Annotated in this window: 7 protein-coding genes; all 7 read left to right on the forward strand. The window is 66.4% G+C overall.

What is annotated here, in order from left to right; all coding sequences use genetic code 11:
- Nucleotides 1–160: 160 nt before the first annotated feature.
- Genes pglW through ACIGKQ_RS10865 form a run of 7 tightly spaced genes read left to right on the forward strand, consistent with a single transcriptional unit; the run spans nt 161 to nt 19,639 of the window.
- Nucleotides 161–4,435 (forward strand): BREX system serine/threonine kinase PglW, encoded by a 4,275-nt coding sequence (gene pglW / locus ACIGKQ_RS10835; RefSeq protein ID WP_396573573.1) that lies wholly within the window; start codon nt 161–163, stop codon nt 4,433–4,435.
- The gene (gene pglX, locus ACIGKQ_RS10840) at nt 4,432–8,025 is read left to right on the forward strand and encodes a BREX-2 system adenine-specific DNA-methyltransferase PglX (protein WP_396573575.1); all 3,594 of its coding nucleotides are present in this window, start codon (nt 4,432–4,434) and stop codon (nt 8,023–8,025) included. Before pglW ends, pglX begins: the two co-directional genes overlap by 4 nt.
- A complete protein-coding gene (locus tag ACIGKQ_RS10845; RefSeq protein WP_396573577.1) occupies nt 8,022–9,893 on the forward strand; it encodes a DUF262 domain-containing protein in 1,872 nt (623 codons plus the stop codon). Before pglX ends, ACIGKQ_RS10845 begins: the two co-directional genes overlap by 4 nt.
- Nucleotides 9,890–13,603 carry a phage resistance protein gene (locus ACIGKQ_RS10850; RefSeq protein ID WP_396573579.1) on the forward strand — a complete coding sequence of 1,238 codons (3,714 nt, stop codon included), beginning with the start codon at nt 9,890–9,892 and terminating at the stop codon, nt 13,601–13,603. The genes ACIGKQ_RS10845 and ACIGKQ_RS10850 overlap by 4 nt, the downstream gene beginning before the upstream one ends.
- Entirely contained in the window at nt 13,600–16,263 is a 2,664-nt protein-coding gene (gene pglZ / locus ACIGKQ_RS10855) for a BREX-2 system phosphatase PglZ (protein WP_396573581.1), read from the forward strand. Before ACIGKQ_RS10850 ends, pglZ begins: the two co-directional genes overlap by 4 nt.
- The gene (gene brxD, locus ACIGKQ_RS10860) at nt 16,260–17,540 is read left to right on the forward strand and encodes a BREX system ATP-binding protein BrxD (protein ID WP_396573583.1); all 1,281 of its coding nucleotides are present in this window, start codon (nt 16,260–16,262) and stop codon (nt 17,538–17,540) included. Before pglZ ends, brxD begins: the two co-directional genes overlap by 4 nt.
- Nucleotides 17,540–19,639, forward strand: coding sequence for a DEAD/DEAH box helicase (locus ACIGKQ_RS10865; protein ID WP_396573585.1), 2,100 nt, complete (start codon nt 17,540–17,542; stop codon nt 19,637–19,639). The genes brxD and ACIGKQ_RS10865 overlap by 1 nt, the downstream gene beginning before the upstream one ends.
- Nucleotides 19,640–19,694: the final 55 nt, after the last annotated feature.

A 19,694-nucleotide genomic window follows, 5' to 3' on the forward strand; every position in this document is an offset into this window, starting at 1 on the left:
GTCAGCGGTGCTCGGCCGTCATGTCGCGTCGCCACCCAGCTGAAACGACCAATCCCCGCCATATGTCAGTCCGTACGAATACCCTCACCCCACCCTGTCTGCTCCGGCGTCTCGCGCTAGATTGAGTCAGACATCACGATGCGTTCCGGAGGTGTGATCGGTGCAGGACGAACGGTGGGTGGAGATCTCACCGTCGCAGTTCGAGCATGAGGCGAAGGGCCTCGCCTACATCAAGCAACTGCTGCCCGACAGCCCTCCCTTCCGGGCATGGTCGAACTTCGAGTTCCGCGACAACCGCGGGCGCTGGCACGAGGTGGACCTGCTGGTCCTCGCCGCCGACACGCTGTATCTGATCGAACTGAAGTACTACAAGGGTGTGCTACGCGGCAACGACCACGTGTGGCAACGCGCCGGATACCGGTCCGAGGATTCACCACTACTGCTGGCGCGTCGCAAAGCGCAGTACTTCAAGTCGCTGCTCAAGGATCGGATCGAGGAGAGAACAGGGCAGCGTGGCGCCGGCAAGGTCATCCCGTACGTGCAGGAGTTGGTGTTCCTGCACCACCCCGACCTCGTCTGCGAGATGCCCGCAAGCTCGACGATCAACATCTACGGGTTCGACGAGAACGAACGCACCAGCGGACTGACCGGTATCGGGCAGCGGCTCTTGCAAACGCCGCGGCATGAACCGGTCAGCGAAGAGAAGTCGCTTCTCATCCGGGATCTGATGGAGGCGATCGGGCTGGCGCCGCGCCGGCAGCGTGAAGTCGGGTCATGGGTGATCGACGAGGAGCCCCTCGGCGACGGTGAGGGCTGGCAGGACTGGCCGGCGTTCCATCACGTCGACACCGAACGCCACGCCCGCATCCGCTTCTACCTGCCCCGACCCGGCGCCACCTCCGCCGACCAGCACGCCCAGGCACGCGCCGTCGAACACGAATACCGACTGCTGGCTCGGCTGCGGCGCGACGGCCTCCAAGTCCCGGTCGACGTGGTGAAAGAACCCGAACTCGGCATCGGCCTGGTGTTCACCCAGTCAAAGGACGACGCCCGCCTCGACCTGTGGCTCGCCGACAACCGCAGCCGACTCACCCTCGACGACCAACTCGAACTGATCGCCGAAATTGCTGAGATCATCCAGTACGCACACCGCCACCGCGTGGTGCACCGCACGCTCAACCCGCGCGCCATCACCATCCGCACCCGCAGCAACAACGTGCAACCGCAGGTCACCGACTGGGACACCGCCGGGGTGCTCCCGGCCAACGCCGAATCCGGGGTCACCCGACTCACCGCCGGCGCACTGAGCCTGATGGCCGGCGCGCTCAGCGATCAGGCCCGGCTGTTCGCCGCCCCCGAGGACATGAAGTCCACCGACCCGGCACGCCTCGACGTGTTCGGGGTGGGTGCACTCGCGTTCTACCTGCTGACCGGCGGCCGGGCACCGGCCACCGAACGCGGCGAACTGATGGATCGGCTGCGCCGCGACCACGGGCTCGACCTCGCCGCCGACATGCCGCAGGCCCCGTCGGCGCTACGCAACTGGGTGCTCACCGCCACCCACCCCGTTCCGGCCGAACGGTTCTCGACGATGGCTGATCTGCTCGACGGACTCGAGCAGGTGCGCCGCGATCTCACCCAACCCGACACCGGCTCCGACCCCCTGGAAGCCGGCCCGGGCGACGACCTCGGCGACGGACGATTCGAGTACAAGCGCCGGCTCGGCGCCGGATCGACCGCAGTCGGCATCCTGGTGATCGACCGACGGGCCGGCAACGCCGAACGCGTGCTGAAAGTCGCCCGCGACGACGAGGCCGCCGGCCGCCTGCACGACGAAGCCCACCTCCTCGGCAAACTCAACGACCCGCGGATCGTGCAACTGTCCTCGGAGGTCACCGTCGGCGGCCGCGACGCCCTGGTGGTGCAATACGCCGGCCGCACCACCCTTGCCGAAGAACTCACCGCCAAGGCCGGACGACTGTCGATCGACCTGCTCGAACGGTGGGGCACCGACCTACTGCAGGCGCTGGTCGCGCTCGAACGCGCCGGCGTGATGCACCGCGACCTCAAACCGTCCAACCTGGGGGTGTTCGCCTCCAGCAACCGCGCCGACACTCACCTGATGTTGTTCGACTTCTCCATGGCCGGCGTCGACCCGCGCAACATCGAAGCGGGCACCCCGCCCTACCTGGACCCTTTTCTCGGCCTCGCTGGCCGCCGCCAATACGACACCGCCGCCGAACGCTACGGCGCCGCCGTGGTTCTCTTCGAGATGGCCACCGGGCAGGCACCCCGCTACGGCACCGACCCTGAGGTCAACCCGGCCGCCACCGACGACGATGCGACCGTCACCCCGGACATGTTCGAACCGGCCGTGGCCAGTGCGCTCACCACCTTCTTCACCGCCGCCCTCTCCCGCAACGCGGCAAACCGCCCCGACACCGCCGAGGACATGCTGCGCATCTGGCGGCAGGTGTTCACCGAACTGGACTTGGCGACAACCGAACCCGATGTCAGCACGGACGTCACCACGTCGACCACCCTGCAGGCCGCAGGCCTCACCGCCCGCGCCATATCCGCCCTCGCGGCAGCACAGGTCACCACCGTCGGCGAACTCCTGGCACTGGATTCCACCCGGCTCAACCGGCTGGTCGCCAAGGAGGCCAAACCGACCCGCCGCGAGATCCTGGACCGCTACCAGGCGTGGGTCAAAAAGCTCGACCCCAAGAAGAAGCGCCTTACCTCGACCAGCACGCAAAACCTCCTTGGGCTCGACGACGCCGTGACCCTGCTCCTCGACGCGGTCGGCACCCAACGCGCCAGTACCCGACGCCACGCCGCGGAAATGCTGCTCGGCACTCGTTCCGGACTCGATGCCTTTGCCAGCGGCCACGAACTCGCCACGGCGCTGGACAAAACCCTGCCGCGCGGCCACCAGCTCCTCAAGGAGCTGCAAGCCGATTGGGGCAGCAACTCCGACACCCGCACTCTGCTTGACGGTGTGCTCGACGTCGCCGACACCGTGCTCCGCGACTCCGGTGGCGTGGTGGCGATCTCCACACTGACCGCCGAAATCCGCGGCCGATTGCCGCAAGCGGACTCCGGGACCGCGGACGTTGCCGAACGGGCCCGCCGCGAACGCGCGGCCGCCGGCCTGCTGCGGGTCGCCTATGACCGGCTGACCGAGCACGAATCCGCCGAAGGTGACCGGCAACTGGTGCGGCGCCGCCACGGCGGCCGGCTCACCCTAGTCGCCGACGACGAGAAACTGCTGGCCGCCGCCGAAGCCGCCGCCAAACGCGCCGACGAACTGGTCACCGCCGCGCACTCGACCGGCACCTCCGACGGGGTTGTCGCCGCCGGCACCGCCGTCCGCGAACTCGGCCGCAGCTTCAGCCGCGCGTATCGCAGCGCCACCGACCCGGGCACTCCGGTTCCGGTACCGAGTGACGCCCGCCTGGTACGGCTGGCCGCCGCGATCTCGCGCAACACCGCGGTCTCCGGTCGCGGCGAATTGCACTCGCGCACCATGGAACCGACCGCCGCGCTGCGACTTGCGCTCGGCGGCCTCGCGCAGACCGAACAACTCACCGCGGGGGAGGTGCGAGCTCGGGTGGCGGCGCGCTTCCCCGATCTGGATCGACTACCGCAACGCCCCCATCTCGATCCGATCGTCGCGCGCGCTGAACTCGGACTCTCCTGGGACGAGACGCGTTCGCGCTACCGCTACGAGACGCAGGCGCCACCAAGCCAGACGTCCCTACACACCCGACCGGCCACCCACCAGGGCTCCAGCCCCGAAGCCACCGAACCGCAGTGGACCGGCGGCGACGTCCGAGCCCAACGTGACATGCTGGCCACCTCCCTGCGGGAGAACGGGTTCGTCGTCATCGGCGTACCGGTGCACCGACCCGGCGAGCACGATGCCGTCGCGCACTCCCTCGCCGGCGACCATCACGGCGAGCTCCTGGACGTGACCGGTGCCATCGTCACGAAGATGCGAGAGTTCTCCTCGGCCAAGGGGTTGCCGTGGGATCTGGTTCGCAGCGCCGACGCCGCAGAATCCGGCACCCGCGACGCCCGCGGGCTTCGGGCGGTTCTCGATCAGGTGATGCCGCAGTTCCGCACCGAGCTGGAGCAGCAGGTGTTCTCCGACGACGTGCCGCCCGGCAGCGGCCCGCTGATCCTGCGAGAGCTCTCGCCGCTGGCCCGCTACGGCTACCTCGACGTGCTGGCTCACCTGAGTGATCTCTCAGCGCCCCGCCGCCGCCCGGTGTGGGTCGTGGTTCCGCAGTTGCGGGGGCAGCGCGGCGCCATGGTGGACGGAAAACCCATCCAATTAGGTTCTCCAGGAGGGCAATTCGTCGTGTGGTCACCGGCGGACGACACGGCACAGACGCACGACGACGACACGGAAACGAGTGAGGTGGTGTGACCGTGGCGTTTGTTGCGGCCGAGTTGGTGAAGGCCCTGCGCACACAGTTGGGTCGGCTCGAAGATGACCTGCGGGCCCGGGTCGACGGTGACGACGTCTCGGCTCGCCAGGAGGCGGTTGCGGCGCTGTGGCACGCCGAGCACGCTGAGGCGTTGTCCGCGCAGCGCACCGCCGCATCGTGGCAGGCGTGGCGCGATGAGCGGGTGACCCAGTCGGCGGTGGCCTGGCTGCTGCTCACCGTGTTCGCTCGCTACTGCGAAGACAACACGCTGGTGTCGAAGGCGTGGATCGGTGGGCCGGACGCAGACTCCCGCCAGGAGGCTCTGGACGCACGACGCACCTACTTCGCCGCCAATCCCGAACACACCGACCGGGACTGGCTGACCACTATCGCCGACCACTTTTCGACGCTGGATGCGACTCGCGGTCTGGTCGACTTGTACTCGCCGATGCACCAAGTCGCGCCCTCGGGTGACGCCGCCCGCGAACTGCTCGAGTTCTGGTGGGACAAAGACGCTGAAGGCGAGCCGCGCTGGAGTTTCACCGGTGTTGACACCCGATTCCTCGGCGACGTCTATCAGGATCTGTCCGAGTTTGCGAAGGACACCTACGCGCTCCTGCAGACACCGGAGTTCGTGGAAGAGTTCATCCTCGACCAGACCCTCGAACCCGCACTCGACGAACGGCCGCTTGACGGCTTCACCGTCATCGACCCCACCTGCGGCTCCGGACACTTCCTGCTCGGCGCCTTCCACCGACTCCTCGACCGCTGGCAGCGCGAAGCCCCTGCCCTGGGACAGCGGGTGTTGGTACAGCGCGCTCTCGAATCGGTGTACGGCGTCGACATCAACCCGTTCGCCATCGCAATCGCACGCTTCCGGCTCCTCGTCGAAGCACTCCACGCCAGCGGCGACAAGTCGATCGAGAAGCTGATCGACATCCAACTGAATCTCGCTGCGGGTGATTCGTTGTTGTGGGGTGCTCGGCAGCAAGCTCTCGACGACGACATGTGGGGCACGGGGCGAGAACGCCTGGCGCTCTCAACCGAAGACGCGGAAGCGCTGAAGGCGATCCTGCAGCGAGAACACGACGCCGTAGTGGGGAACCCGCCCTACATCGTGGTCAAGGATTCGGCTCTGAATCAGACCTACCGGCAACTGTATTCGACCTGTCACCGTCAGTACGCCCTGACAGTCCCGTTCATGGAGCTGTTTCATGACCTCGCCAAGGGTGGCGTGGAGAAGCCTGGTTGGGTCGGTCAGATCACCTCGAACTCGTTCATGAAACGCGAGTTCGGGTCGAAGCTGATCGAAGAGTTCTTAGTGACGCGTGATCTCAAACGTGTCATCGATACGTCTGGCGCCTACATTCCGGGACACGGAACTCCCACTGTGATCATTGTGGGACGCAACCGATCCCCTGTCGGAGAAACAGTGCGTGCCGTTCTCGGTGTGCGTGGTGAACCTGGCAGGCCCGATGAGCCAGCGAAGGGGCTTGTGTGGTCAGCGATCGTGGATCACGTCGACGAGCCGGGATTCGAGAGTGGCTGGATCAGCGTCGCCGATCTACCGCGTGCCAGCCTTGGTGCTCATCCGTGGAGCCTTTCCGGGGGCGGAGCGCCCGAGACACTCAAAGCGATCGAGGAAGCAACTAACACATCGCTGCGACACCTTCAGAAGCGAATTGGCTTCTTCGGTGACAGCCATGCAGACGAAATCTTCTTTCTTCCGGACGGGTATGCGCGGCGACTACCGGGTTCCCCGGCGTTGCATTTGGCATCACGCGGGGACGAAGTGCGTGATTGGGATGCGGCATCATCGGAAGTAGCACTCCTCCCGTACTCAGACGGCGGTTCGATCCTCAGCTTGCCCGCGATGGGTGGTGCCGTGGATCGATACCTCTGGCGCTTCCGGACGACACTGGGCTCCCGATCAACATTCGGAGGTGGGACGTACTTCACGAGTGGACGGGACTGGTACGCCTGGCATCAACTACCAAGAGATGAGCACACGTCGGAACTCTCCATCACCTTCGCCTTCGTCGCCACGCACAACCACTTCGTCCTGGACCGCGGCGGCAAGGTGTTCAATCGTTCCGCGCCGGTGATCAAGTTGCCGGAGGGGGCGAGCGAGGACGACCATCTGCGGCTGCTCGGGGTGCTCAACAGCTCGGTCGCGTGTTTCTGGCTCAAGCAGGTCTGCCACGACAAGGGAAGCCAGTCGGGTTCAGGTGGTTTCATGCACGACGAGTGGGAGGTCTTCTACGAGTTCACAGGCACAAATCTGAAGAACTTTCCGCTTCCGTCGTCCTACCCACTGGAACGTACCCGCATCCTCGACAACCTCGTGCAGAAACTGGATGCGCATGCTCCGGCTGCCATCGCCGTGGCCGCCGTGCCGACCAGCGAGGCGCTCGAAACGGCGCGTTCCGGGACGCAGCGTGTTCGTGCCTTGATGATCGCGCAGCAGGAGGAACTCGACTGGGAGTGCTACCGCCTCTATGGGTTGATTGACGAAGATCTCACTCATGGCGGTGAGTTGCCTGGGATCGCCCTAGGAGAAAGGGCTTTCGAGATCGCGCTTGCGCGGGCTCTCGCTGATGGCGAATCCACCGTGTGGTTCGAGCGGCACCAGTCCATTCCGGTTACCGAGATTCCCGAACACCTGCCCTCCGTCTATCGTGACCTGATTCACCGCCGCCTCGTCGCCATTGCGTCGAATCCGGTTATCCGCCTGTTGGAGAGGCCGGAACACAAGCGTCGGTGGGCGAGTGATCCGTGGGACAAGCGCGTCAATGAAGCCCTGCGCCACTGGCTTCTCGACCGAATCGAGAACAGAGACCTGTGGTTTGAGGACGGCCATCCGACGCCGCGCAGTGTCGCACAGTTGGCCGACCGCCTCGACCGCGACGAGGACTTCCGCCAGGTCCTGCGGATGTGGGCGGGCAGCCCGGACCTGTCGACCGGTGCCGCGCTGGAAAAGCTCCTCGCCGACGAAGGCGTGCCGTATCTGGCGGCATGGCGGTACAAGCCGAGCGGACTCACAAAACGCGAAGCGTGGGAACAAGCCTGGGAGCTGCAGCGCCGCGAAGACGCCGGCGAGAAGCTGAACACACCGATACCGGTGCCACCCAATTACAGGACATCCGACTTCCGCAAGACGTCGTATTGGTCGCGACGCGGCAAGCTCGACGTGCCCAAGGAACGGTTCATCGCCTACCCGGGGGCCGGGCGCGACTCGGACCCGACGGAGCTGCTCGGATGGGCAGGCTGGGACCATGCCGAACAGGCCCTCGCGCTCGCCGGGGCGATCGACGAACGCATCAGCGCCGACGGATGGGACCAGACCAGCCGCGACAAACTGGTGCCGATGCTTGCCGGTCTGGCTGAACTGCTGCCGTGGGTCCGGCAATGGCACGGCGAGGTCGACCCCGAATTCGGTGAATCGGTCGCTGACACCATCGACGAAGTACTGCGCTCGCACAGCGTCGAACTCGGCATCGGACCCGACGAACTCGCTGCATGGCGGCCACCGGCCGCCACCCGCGGACGCCGCACACGCAAGACGAAGACGGAGGACTCGCAGCGATGAGTAGCATTTCGCCGCACTACAGGACGATTACCCAACTCCTACAAAGCCGCTCGTATTCGATCGATGACTATCAGCGCGAGTACAAATGGGAGACGGCGCATATACAGGAGCTGCTGAGCGACCTGCAGAACAAGTTCGAGACTTCCTACCGCGAAGGCGATGGACCCAAACAAACCGCCACTTACGCGGACTACTTTCTCGGGTCGATCATCGTGGCGCGACGCGGGACCAAGAGTTACCTCGTGGACGGGCAACAGCGCGTCACGTCACTCACCCTGTTGCTCATCTATCTGTACCGGACTGTGAAGGAACGAGGTCACTCGGTGACCTCAACGATCGAAAGCCTCATCTTCTCGGATAACCTCGGTGATCAGAGCTTCAATCTCGATATCCCTGATCGAACGCCTGTGATCAAAGCTCTCTTCAACGGCGAGGATTTCAACCCGGACGGTAAAGACGAGTCCACGGTAACCATCGTCGCCCGCTACCGTGACATCGAGGAGTATGACCTCGCTGACGAGCTGGGCGATGCGCTGCCGGTCTTCATCTATTGGTTGTTGAATAACGTCGGTCTGATCGAGATCACGACGGACTCGGACACTCACGCGTATTCGATCTTCGAAGCGATGAACGATCGGGGTAAGCCGCTGAGCCCTGTGGACATGCTCAAGGCGTACCTCCTGACCCCTATCGACGATGAAGCTGCGAGGGCTGAGGCCAACCGAAGTTGGAAGCGGACAGTAGTTGATCTGACTTCATGGTCGAGCGATCCCGATGGTGACCGAGACGCGATAGTCATCAAGGCCTGGCTACGTGCGCAGTACGCCATGACAATTCGCGACCGAAGGGCCGGCGCCTCCGACAAAGACTGGGAACTGATCGGTACCACGTTCCATCGATGGGTCCGGGATAACGCATCACACCTGGGCATCGGCGACAGCACCTCCAATCTGCGGCTGATGACCGAAGAGTTCGACTTCTATGCACGCGCCTACAAGTCGATCTTGGAAGCCGCGAGCACCTACACGCCGGGGCTTGAGTCCGTCTTCTACAATTCGCACAACGAGTTCACCTGGCAATACACGGTTCTGCTGGCACCCCTCGCGCCCACGGACGACGCCGAGACCGTACGGCGCAAGATCGAAGCCACCGCCGCCTACCTGGACATCTGGGTCATGCGCAGGACAATCAACTATGTACGAGTGGGGTATTCGGCGGTTAACTACGCGATGTGGTTGCTGTGCAAGGACATTAGGCGCAAACCGATAGACGAGCTGGTGGGAATCCTTCAAGAGAAGCTGTCGCAAGACGACGCAACGTTTGAAGGCAGCCCCAGTCGTGGGAGATCCGGCATCGGAGATTTACGCCTGAATCAGTTCAGCCGACGGTACATCTACCATCTCTTGGCGCGGGTGACCGCCTATGTCGATGTGGGCGCTGGCCGCGCGGACCCTTTCCCGACACTGGTGGACCGTACCCGAAAGAATCCCTTTGACATAGAGCACATCTGGGCCAACAAGTTCTCTCGGTACGCGGATATTTTCGACTCGGCGGCCGAGTTCGATGCCTGGCGTGACAACGCGTCGGGACTCCTCCTGCTTCCGGCAGACGTCAACCGCAGCTACCAGGACAAGGAATTCGAAGCCAAAGCGCCACATTACGCCAAACAGAACTTCTACGCGGCAAGCCTGACCTCGGCGGCGTACGACCACCAACCGCAGTTCGCGAAATTCACTGCCGAACAGGGGCTTGACTTCACGCCGTTCGATCATTTCGGCAAGGACGAGCAGGAGAAGCGGTCTGACCTGCTCCTCGAGATAGCCAATAAGATCTGGTCACCAGACAGACTCAAGGAGCAGCTCCCATGACCCTGCTGCGCGATGTCATCAACATTCCCGAACGCACCGGCGGCGACGACTATGTGCTGCGGCTGACCGACAGCACCGACGACGACGCGCACATCCGGGCCACCCTCGACCAGTACGTGCTCACGGAATCGCTGGAAACCAACTTCACCGCCGCGCTAGGCCTGGTGGCCGACGGCATCGACAACCAGACCTCGCGCGCCGCGTTCCTCACCGGCTCGTTCGGCTCCGGTAAATCACACTTCATGGCCGTGCTGTACGCCCTGCTCGGCAACCATCCGGCCGCCCGCACTGCGAAGTACACCTCACTCACCGGCCGCTACGACGAACAGCTCAACGGCAAATCCGTGCTGCGGCTCACCTATCACCTGCTCGGGGCAAAAAGCCTGGAGGAAGCGGTCTTCCGCGGCTACCTCCGCCAGATCGCCCGCCTGCACCCCGACGCACCGCTGCCCGCCGTCCACGTCACCGACACCCTCATCGAGGACGCCGAGAAGCTGCGCGGCCAGATCGGCGACGACGCCTTCCTCGCCGGCCTCGGCGGCGGAGACACCGGCGGTGGCTCCGCTGACGCATGGGGTGCGGTGCTCGGCGGTGACACCTGGGACCTCGACACCTACCTGGCCGCGGTCGCCGCGCCACCCGAGGACACCAAACGCACCACCCTGGTGTCGGCGCTGGTGCGCAGCTACTACGGGTCGTTCGTGGAACAGGCCACCTACGTCGACCTCGACCGCGGACTCGTCGCCATCACTGAACACGCCCAAACCCTCGGCTACGACGCCGTCGTACTGTTCCTCGACGAGCTGGTGCTGTGGCTGGCGTTCTCCGTCACCGACAGCGAGTTCTTCTCCCGCGAATCACAGAAACTCACCAAACTCGTCGAATCGTCCGGCAGCCGCCGCCCGATCCCGTTGGTGTCCTTCGTATCCCGGCAGATGGACCTGCGCAAATGGTTCGCCGACGCCGGTGCATCCGGCGCCGAACAGGACGCCCTCGACCGGGCCTTCCACTACCAGAAGGAACGCTTCTACGAGATCGAACTCGGCGACGACAACCTCGCCGAAGTTGCCCACGCGCGCCTGCTGCGGCCCCGCGACGACGCCGCGGCCGCCGTGCTCGACGAGGCCTTCCGGTCGGTCAGCCGCAGCCCCGAAGTGTGGGATGTGCTGCGCGACACCATGAACGCCACCGACAGCCACACCGGCGCCTCCGAACGGGAGTTCCGGCTCACCTACCCGTTCTCCCCGGCACTGGTCGCCACCCTGCGGCACCTGTCGTCGGTGATGCAACGCGAACGCACCGCCCTCAAGGTGATGCAGCGGATGCTCGTCGACCGCCGCGACACGCTGACCACCGCCGACCTGATCCCGGTCGGCGACGCCTTCGACTACATCGTCGAAGGCAACACCCCCATCGACTCGCACGCCGGCACCATGTTCACCGCCGCCTCCGAGCTCTACCGCACCAAACTGCTACCGATCCTGCTGCGCGCACACGAGGTCACCGAAGAACAACTCGACGACGATCCGGCGTCGGTGCCGGTCGGTTTCCGGGCACATGAACGGATCGCCAAGACGCTGCTGCTGTCGGCGGTTGCCCCCAAGGTGCCTGCGCTGCAGGACATCACCGCATCCCGCCTGGCGGCGCTCAATCACGGGTCGATCCGCTCGAAACTGCGTGGCGGCGAGGCCCGCGTGGTCCTCGGCGTGGTGCGTGGCTGGGCCAAGGACGTCCCCGAGATCACCGTGTCCGAGGGCGCCAACCCGATCATCCGGGTGCAACTGTCCGACGTCGACTATCAGTCGGTGCTCGACCGCATCCGGGCCGAGGACAATGCCGGACGCCGCCGCGTGCTGATCCGCACCCTCGTCCACCGGGCGCTCGGCGTGAGTACCGCGCAGGACGACCTCGTCGGTGCCGCCACCCGCACCATCACCTGGCGAGGGTCGCGGCGCGAAGTCGACGTGGCGTTCGGCAACATCCGCGATCCCGGATCGGTGCCCGAACAGAGCTTCGACAACCGGCCCGGCACCTGGAAACTCGTCGTCGATTACCCGTTCGACGAACAGAACTTTTCCGCCGCCGACGACATCGCCCGCATTGACCGACTCCTGGCCGGCGGCGACCGGCACTGCATCGCGTGGCTGCCGAAGTTCTTCTCCGCCAAGGCCCTCGACGATCTCGCGTTGCTGGTCAAGCTGGACTGGTTGTTCACCGGCAGCGGCGAACGATGGCAGGAGAACTCCGATCATCTCTCCGCGTCGGATCGAGCGCAGGCGCGCGGCATCCTGGAGAACCTGCACCGCGGCATCCTCACCTCGTTCGACCTGCTGCTACGGCAGGCTTACGGCATCGAGGCGCAAGACCCCAAGATGTTCGTCGACGACCCCGGCCACACCGAGGTGCTGATCTCGCTGAGCAAGGACTTCAGCCCCAAACTGCCGGCTGCGCTGTCACTCAACGACGCCTTCGACAAGGTGATCGACCAGGCGTTCACCGCCGTGTATCCGGCGCACCCGCAGTACATCAATCCCGGTGACGAGGTCACCTCCCGCCAGTACGAGACGGTGCGCGACTATGTGGAGCGGGCAGCCACCGACAGCAACGGGCGGGTGCCCACGCTTCCGGGCACGGAACGCAAATCCGTGCAACGCATCGCCGAACCGCTGCGGGTCGGTAAGGCCACCGAAGACCACTACCTGTTCGGCGAGGACACCTTCGCGTTCTGGGCCGGCGAACTCGACCGCGCCGCCGCCGACGCCGACCGGGTGACCGTGGGACTGCTGCAACATCGCATCGACACCGTCACCCCCGCCTGGGGTCTACGGCCCGAAGCACGCGACCTGATCGTGTGGGCGTGGGCGTTGCTGCGCAAACGAGCGTGGTTCGACGCAGGCGCCCCGGCCCGATCGCTGAAACTCGGCACGCTGCGCGAGAGCATAGAACTGCGTGCCGAAGAGCTACCCGACGAGACCGACTGGGAGAAGGCGCGGCTGCATGCCAGCCAACTCTTCGGCTACACGATGCCGCGGACCTTCCTCACCGGCGCCAACGTCGCCGAATTCGCCGACGCCGTCCGCACCCGCAGTGCCGAGCATCGCACCGAACTGCAGAACGTCGCCGATCAGCTGACCTCCGTGCACCGCACGTTGGGTTTGGAGGTGGCCGACTCCGACCGGCTCGCCGCCGTCCGTGAACTGGCTGCCTTCCTCGACGACCTCGCCGGGACGAGTGGCAACGTCGCGTTGATCGGGATGTTGGCCCGGATGCAGCTCGCTGTCGCCGGTCAGACCGCCGGGCAGATTCGGGCCGACGCCGGTGCCGACGCCGTCGCGCTACGCACCTTCAAGTGGCGGCTGCTTGATTCCGTCCTCGCCGGCCGCGACCTCGCCGGAGAGCGGGGCAGCGCGGCCCGCGCGATTGTGCGCAGCCTCGAGGAGCTCATCGTCACCCCCGGCCGGTCGCTGCGCGACGAAGTCGGCCGGATCGAGAGCAAGGTCGTCGACTGGGTGGTGGAGGGTCAGCCGAAGCGCGACGACGAGGACGATGACGACGAGGGTGACGACGGCTCGACCGACACCGGTAAGCCGAGCGCCACGCACGACGTCAACGTCTCTGGTGTCGCCGACGTCGACGAGCTGGCCGCCTCCTTGCGGGAGGCGTTGGCCACCAACGGCTCCCGGGTACGGGTGAAGTGGTGGATCGAGTGAGCACCCTCACCGCGACCCGGCCGATCATCGCCGCCCGACTGCAGCAGGCCGTCGACAAACGCTACCGCCGTGGCGTCCTCGGGCTACGTGCGTCGGCCACCTGGCAGGACGGGACGTTCACCCACGACGGCGTGCCGGTGACCGTGGTGGGCTGCCCGTCGACGCTCGCGGTGTGGGAAGCGATCGAGTCCCGCGACGACCAAGGCTGGCTGGTGATCCTCACCCCGGTCGACGAAAAGGAACTGGGCGACGGGGTGCTCGCCCACCTGATCGACAACCGGCTGCTCACCCCGGACCCGTGGGCGGCGCTGCGATCGATGTTCGCCGCCAACACCATCGAACCCGCCCTCTACCGGGTGCCCGACGACCGCGGCCTCGCACTCGGACTGCTTGCTGCCCTGCCGAACACGGCCGTGACACCCGCGCCGGGTGGCGTGCTCACCCGCGACCACGCCATGTCGACACTGGCGCACGCGGCGTTGCGGGTCACCGACGACCCGCAGGTCGAGATCGACGCGTCGGCCGTGCTCGAGTGGAGCCTGCGCCGCGACGTAACCGACGATCTGGCGCACCTGCGTGCGGCCGGTGGTCCGGCGGTGATGGCGTCGGCCACCGCGTGGCTGGCCGACCGTGCCAGCCGCCTCGGCCCGGTGGTGGGCCGCCTGCTCGCCGCCGACGGGATCGGGGACCTGGTGCCACTGGGGTTGGTTGCCGGGCTGATGGTCGGAGATGCCCCCGGACGCGAGTTGGCGCGCGGCCTGTTCCTCGGCCACTACACCCTCGACGGGCTGACCGAAACCGACCTCGTCAACTGGTCCGACGACGCCGCCGGACTCGTCATCGGCCAACTCGACCCCGCAGCCAGGAACACCGTCCTCACCGCTGCTGCGGCACACGTCAACAACCGCGGCATCGGCGAACTGGCACGCACCTCCGAACTCCTCCCGCACGGCCTGTCCGCACGCTTCGACACACTGGCGCAGTCGATCACCGATGCGATCCCGGACGATCCCGCGACCGCGCCGACCTCCGCGGCGGCGGCCCGCGTCCAGGACGCATGGCAAGAGGTGACCCGCCACTTCCTGGCACCCGAGGATTCCTCACTCGCCGGTGCCGAGGCCGCGGTTCGCCTGTTGCGCTGGCTCGTCGCCGACCTCGACGCCACCGGCGGTCTCGACGCACTGACCGCCGACCACGTTGGCAGCGGCGCCTGGGTCGACGCTGCGGTCATCACCGCGCGCCGCGGCGTCGACCATCGCGGCCTGGCCGAGGCCATCGCCCACGTCATCGACCGTGCCGTCGCGCGGCGACGCACCATCGACCGACGGTTCGCGGCCGCGCTCGCCGACACCCCGCACCCCACCGGTCTGCTGGTGGAGAACTTGCTGCGCGACATCGTGTTTCCGCTCGCAGCCCACGCTCCGACGCTGCTGGTGGTGGTGGATGCGTTGTCGGTGGCGGCGGCGATCGACGTGGTCGCCGCTGCCCGGGAGGCGGGCTGGAGTGAGGCGGCTGTCGGTGGGGCGCATCGCTCCGGCGCGCTGGCGGTGCTGCCCACGCTGACCGGCCGCAGCCGATGCTCCCTGCTGTGCGGGCAGCTCCGCGAAGGAACGGACACCGCCGAGCGGGCCGGCTTCCTGGACGCCATCCGCGAGGCGGGGTTGCAGGCGGCACCCGGCCGCGCCGACCCCATCTTTCACAAGAAGGCCCTCGACACGGTGCCCACCGGCGCCGACCTGGCCACCGAGGTCGCCGATGCCATCGCCGACCCGACCGGCCGTCCGCTGGTCGCGGCGGTCCTCAATTACGTGGACGACACCCTGCACCACACCGACCCGGGCGGCACCGACTGGTCGTTGCGCACCATCACCCACCTGCGCGCGTTGCTGCGCGACGCGCAACGCGCCGGGCGTGCAGTGATCATCACCTCCGACCACGGGCACATCATCGAACGACGCGACTCGGTGAAGTTGGCCCGCGCCAACCACTACGGGCAACGCGCCCACGGCCAACTCGACACCATCACCGACGGCGAGACCCTGGTGCGTGGCCCGCGGGTGCTCACCAACGATCACGCGGTGGTGCTCGCCGTCGACGAGACAATCCGCTACGGACCGGTCAATGCTGGCTACCACGGCGGCGGCACCCCCGCCGAGGCGGTGGTCCCGGTGATCGGGCTCTACACCGGTGACGTGCCGGCGACCCTGCGACCCATCGGTGACGTCGAACCCGCTTGGTGGCATACACCCGTCACCAGCGATGCGGACACGCCGGTGCGCACGATCCGGACACAGCCGGTGGACACGGCACCAACGCTGTTCGACGACGAACCGGTCGTCACGAACACTCAAACATCGCTCGCCACCGAGGTTCTCGGCACTGCGGCGTTCGCTTCTCAATGGAAGCTGGCGGGCCGGATCGTGGTCTCCGAGGCGCAGACCGGTGCGCTGATCGACGGTCTGTTGGGCACATCAAACCGGGAACTACCCCTTGCGCACGCCGCCCGGCTTCTCGGGTTGGGCGAGAATCGGGTCACCGGTGCGCTGCTGCAGATTAAACGGGTCCTCGACGTCGAAGGGTATGAGGTGCTGGCGCTCGACGGGCCGGTGGTGCGCCTCGATGAGCATCTGCTGCGCGAACAGTTCGGGATCGGCTCGTGACCGCGGCGGTGTCGCCGCGGCGGCGACGCGAGATCCTCGACGCATTGCGGCGAGGGACGGTCCCGTCCAACGGCCTCGACCAGTTGGCCGTCGGCCTCGGCCGGTTCGAGTCCGAGATCGAGACCGAGCTGGGGGTGGTCGCGGGCGGCGGCGCCATGTTCAAGGCCGTCCGGGGCGATTACGGCTCGGGTAAGACGTTCTTCGCGCGCTGGCTCGGTGACCGAGCGATGAAGCGGGGCTTTGCGGTCGCTGAGGTGCAGATCAACGAAATCGATACGCCGCTACACAAACTCGAAACCGTGTACCGGCGCAGCATCGAATCGCTACGGACCGCATCGATCCCACCATCAGCGTTGCGCCCCATCCTCGACGCCTGGCTGTTCACCATCGAAGACGACGCCGCGAATCAGGGCGTGGGTATTGATGAGTTGCTAGAACGCCGCCTGGCCGCCGTCGCCACCAGCGCCCCGGTGTTCCCGATGGCCATCCGCGCCTACCGGCGCATGATCGCCGACGGCGAAAACGACGGCGCCGACGGCCTCGTCGCCTGGCTCGGCGGCCAGCCGCACGTGGCGGCCGCGGTCAAACGCCGCGCCGGGATCAAAGGCGACCTCGACCACTATCTTGCCCTGGGCTTCCTGCGAGGGTTGCTCGCAGTCCTGTCAGATGCGGGCAATGCCGGGCTTGTGCTGGTCCTCGACGAGGTCGAGACGTTGCAGCGCATCCGATCCGACGCCCGCGCCAAAGCGTTGAACGCATTGCGGCAGTTGGTCGACGAAGTGCACGACGGGCACTTCCCCGGGCTGTACCTGCTCATCACCGGCACACCCGCGTTCTTCGAAGGCAGGCAGGGGATCCAGTTGCTGCCGCCGCTCGCCGACCGGTTGCACACCGACTTCTCCCGCGACCCGCGCTTCGATAACCCCCGCGCCCCACAGTTGCGTCTGACCGGCTTCGACGTCGACCGCCTGGTGGAACTCGGCGGGCGCGTACGGGAACTGTTCTGCAGTGGAATCGAATCTGCCGATAGGGTCCGAGACACCGCCGACGACGAGTTCCTGCGACGCTTCGCCGAAGCCGTGGCGGGCGGCCTGGGCGGCAAGGTGGGGATCGCACCCCGGCTGTTCCTACGCAAACTCGTCGACGTGCTCGACGTGATCGAACTACACCCCGACTTCGACCCCTACACCGACTACGACATCGCAATCAGCGACACCGAACTGTCTGATGCGGAGCGTGAAGCACTGTCGGCCGACGACATCGACCTCGACGTCTGATGACAACCGACCCGTTCGACCGACTGCACCCCGGAGTGCAGTACCACCTGGCGAACACCCTGCGCTGGGACGGACTGCGCCCGAGTCAAGCTGCGGCAGTCGAACCGATCCTCGCCGGTGACGACGCGCTGGTGCTCGCCCCGACAGCGGGTGGCAAGACGGAGGCGGCGACGTTTCCGCTGCTGTCGGCAATGGCCGAACACGGTTGGCAGGGCGTCTCGGTCCTCTACGTTTGCCCGCTGCGCGCGCTGCTGAACAACCTGCAACCCCGCCTGCACACCTACGCCCAGTGGATTGGACGCAGCGCCGACGTGTGGCACGGCGACGTCGGACAGGCTGCCCGACAGCGGATTCTGCGGGAACGACCCGACATTCTGCTCACCACACCCGAGTCGCTGGAAGCCATGCTGGTGTCGACCAAGGTCGACCCGCGCGTGCTGTTCGACGGGCTGCGCACCGTCGTGGTCGACGAGGTGCACGCCTTCGCCGGCGACGACCGCGGCTGGCACCTGCTCGCCGTACTGGAACGGCTCTCCCGCATCGCCCGCCGGCCGCTGCAACGCATCGGGCTCTCCGCAACCGTCGGCAACCCCGACGAGTTGCTTAGCTGGCTGCAGGGCGGATTCACCGACCGAACCCACACCGTGGTGTCGCCACCGACCGACGTGGTCGCGCCGGCACCCGAGATCACCGTCGACCACGTCGGGTCGCTGCAGAACGCGGCCACCGTAATCGCCTCACTCCACCAGGGAGAGAAAAGGTTGGTGTTCGTCGACTCACGAAGGCGTGCCGAGGAACTCGGCGCCGCCCTGCGTGATCGAGGCGTGAACACCTTCCTGTCGCACTCGTCGCTGTCGGCGACCGAACGCCGACGATCCGAAGCAGCGTTCGCCGACGCCCGCGACACCGTCATCGTCGCCACCTCCACCCTCGAACTCGGCATCGATGTCGGTGACCTCGACCGCGTCATCCAGATCGGATCCCCGCGCACCGTAGCTTCTTTCCTGCAGCGCCTCGGCCGCACCGGGCGTCGCTCGGGAACCGTGCGTAACTGCCTGTTCCTGTGCATCGACCCCGAACAGCAACTCCTGGCACTCGGGATGCTGCATCGGTGGGCAAGCGGGTGGGTGGAGCCCATCACGCCACCGCCATCACCCCGCCACATCGCTGCGCAGCAGATGATGGCGCTGTGCCTGCAGGAGCACCGCATCGGCCGATCGACCTGGCGTGACTGGTGGGGCACGCTACCCGTGTTCGACGAGGCCGCCGACGAGATCATGACTTTCCTTGCTTCCGAAGGTTACTTCGAGCGTGACGGCGATTTTCTGCACATCGGACCGGAAGCCGAGCGACGTTTCGGCCGCCGCTACTTCTCGGACCTGACCGCCGTCTTCAGCGCCCCACCCGAGTTCACCGTCCTCGCCGGCCGCAACGAGGTCGGCACCATCGGCACCGACCTGCTCGTCGAGGAAGTCGAGGGGCCGCGTGTGCTGCTACTAGGTGGGCGGTCGTGGACGGTGACGCATGTCGATTGGCAACGCCACCGCTGTTTCGTCGAACCGGTGGAGTCCGGCGGGCGTGCCAAATGGTCGGGGCTCGGCGGGACCGTGTCGTTCGAGATCGCCCGGGGGATGCGCGCCGTGTTGCTCGGTGACACCCCTGATGGCGTGACCCTCACCCGACGCGCGGACTCGGCGATCACGGACCTTCGGGCGACCTTCGACGGTGTGGTTGCGGATGACCGGCTAGTGGCTGTGCTACCCGATCAGGGAACCGGCCGCTGGTGGACATGGGCCGGCACCGCCGCGAACCGCACGTTGCAAGCGTCGCTGCCACGGCTGATCGATCCGCGTCAGCGTGTGGACGAGAAGTCGTTGCGGTTGCTGCCCGGCATCACCCGCGACGACTTGCGCCGCGAGCTGGCCGAGGTCGAGTGGCGGCAACCCGACGTGGCGCCGAACGCACTGGCCGGGCTGAAGTTCTCTGCGGCGCTGCCGCCTGGTTTGGCCTCTCGCACTCTGGGAGCGAGGCTGGGCGATCCGATTAACGCGCGAGTCGTCGCATCCGAACGATTCGTGACAAGCAAGCCGCAGGACTGACGCTGGAGGAGCGACTGGCGAGCGTGCTATCGGCGATTATCGGGCCTCTGGCAAA

This window comes from Gordonia sp. NPDC062954 (assembly GCF_044543825.1).
In the GTDB taxonomy this organism is placed as follows: Bacteria; Actinomycetota; Actinomycetes; order Mycobacteriales; family Mycobacteriaceae; genus Gordonia; species Gordonia tangerina.

Coding starts and splice junctions, on each gene's coding strand:
- ACIGKQ_RS10850 (WP_396573579.1), top strand. CDS start 9,890: ATGACCCTGCTGCGCGATGTCATCAACATTCCCGAACGCACCGGCGGC.
- ACIGKQ_RS10845 (WP_396573577.1), top strand. CDS start 8,022: ATGAGTAGCATTTCGCCGCACTACAGGACGATTACCCAACTCCTACAA.
- ACIGKQ_RS10865 (WP_396573585.1), top strand. CDS start 17,540: ATGACAACCGACCCGTTCGACCGACTGCACCCCGGAGTGCAGTACCAC.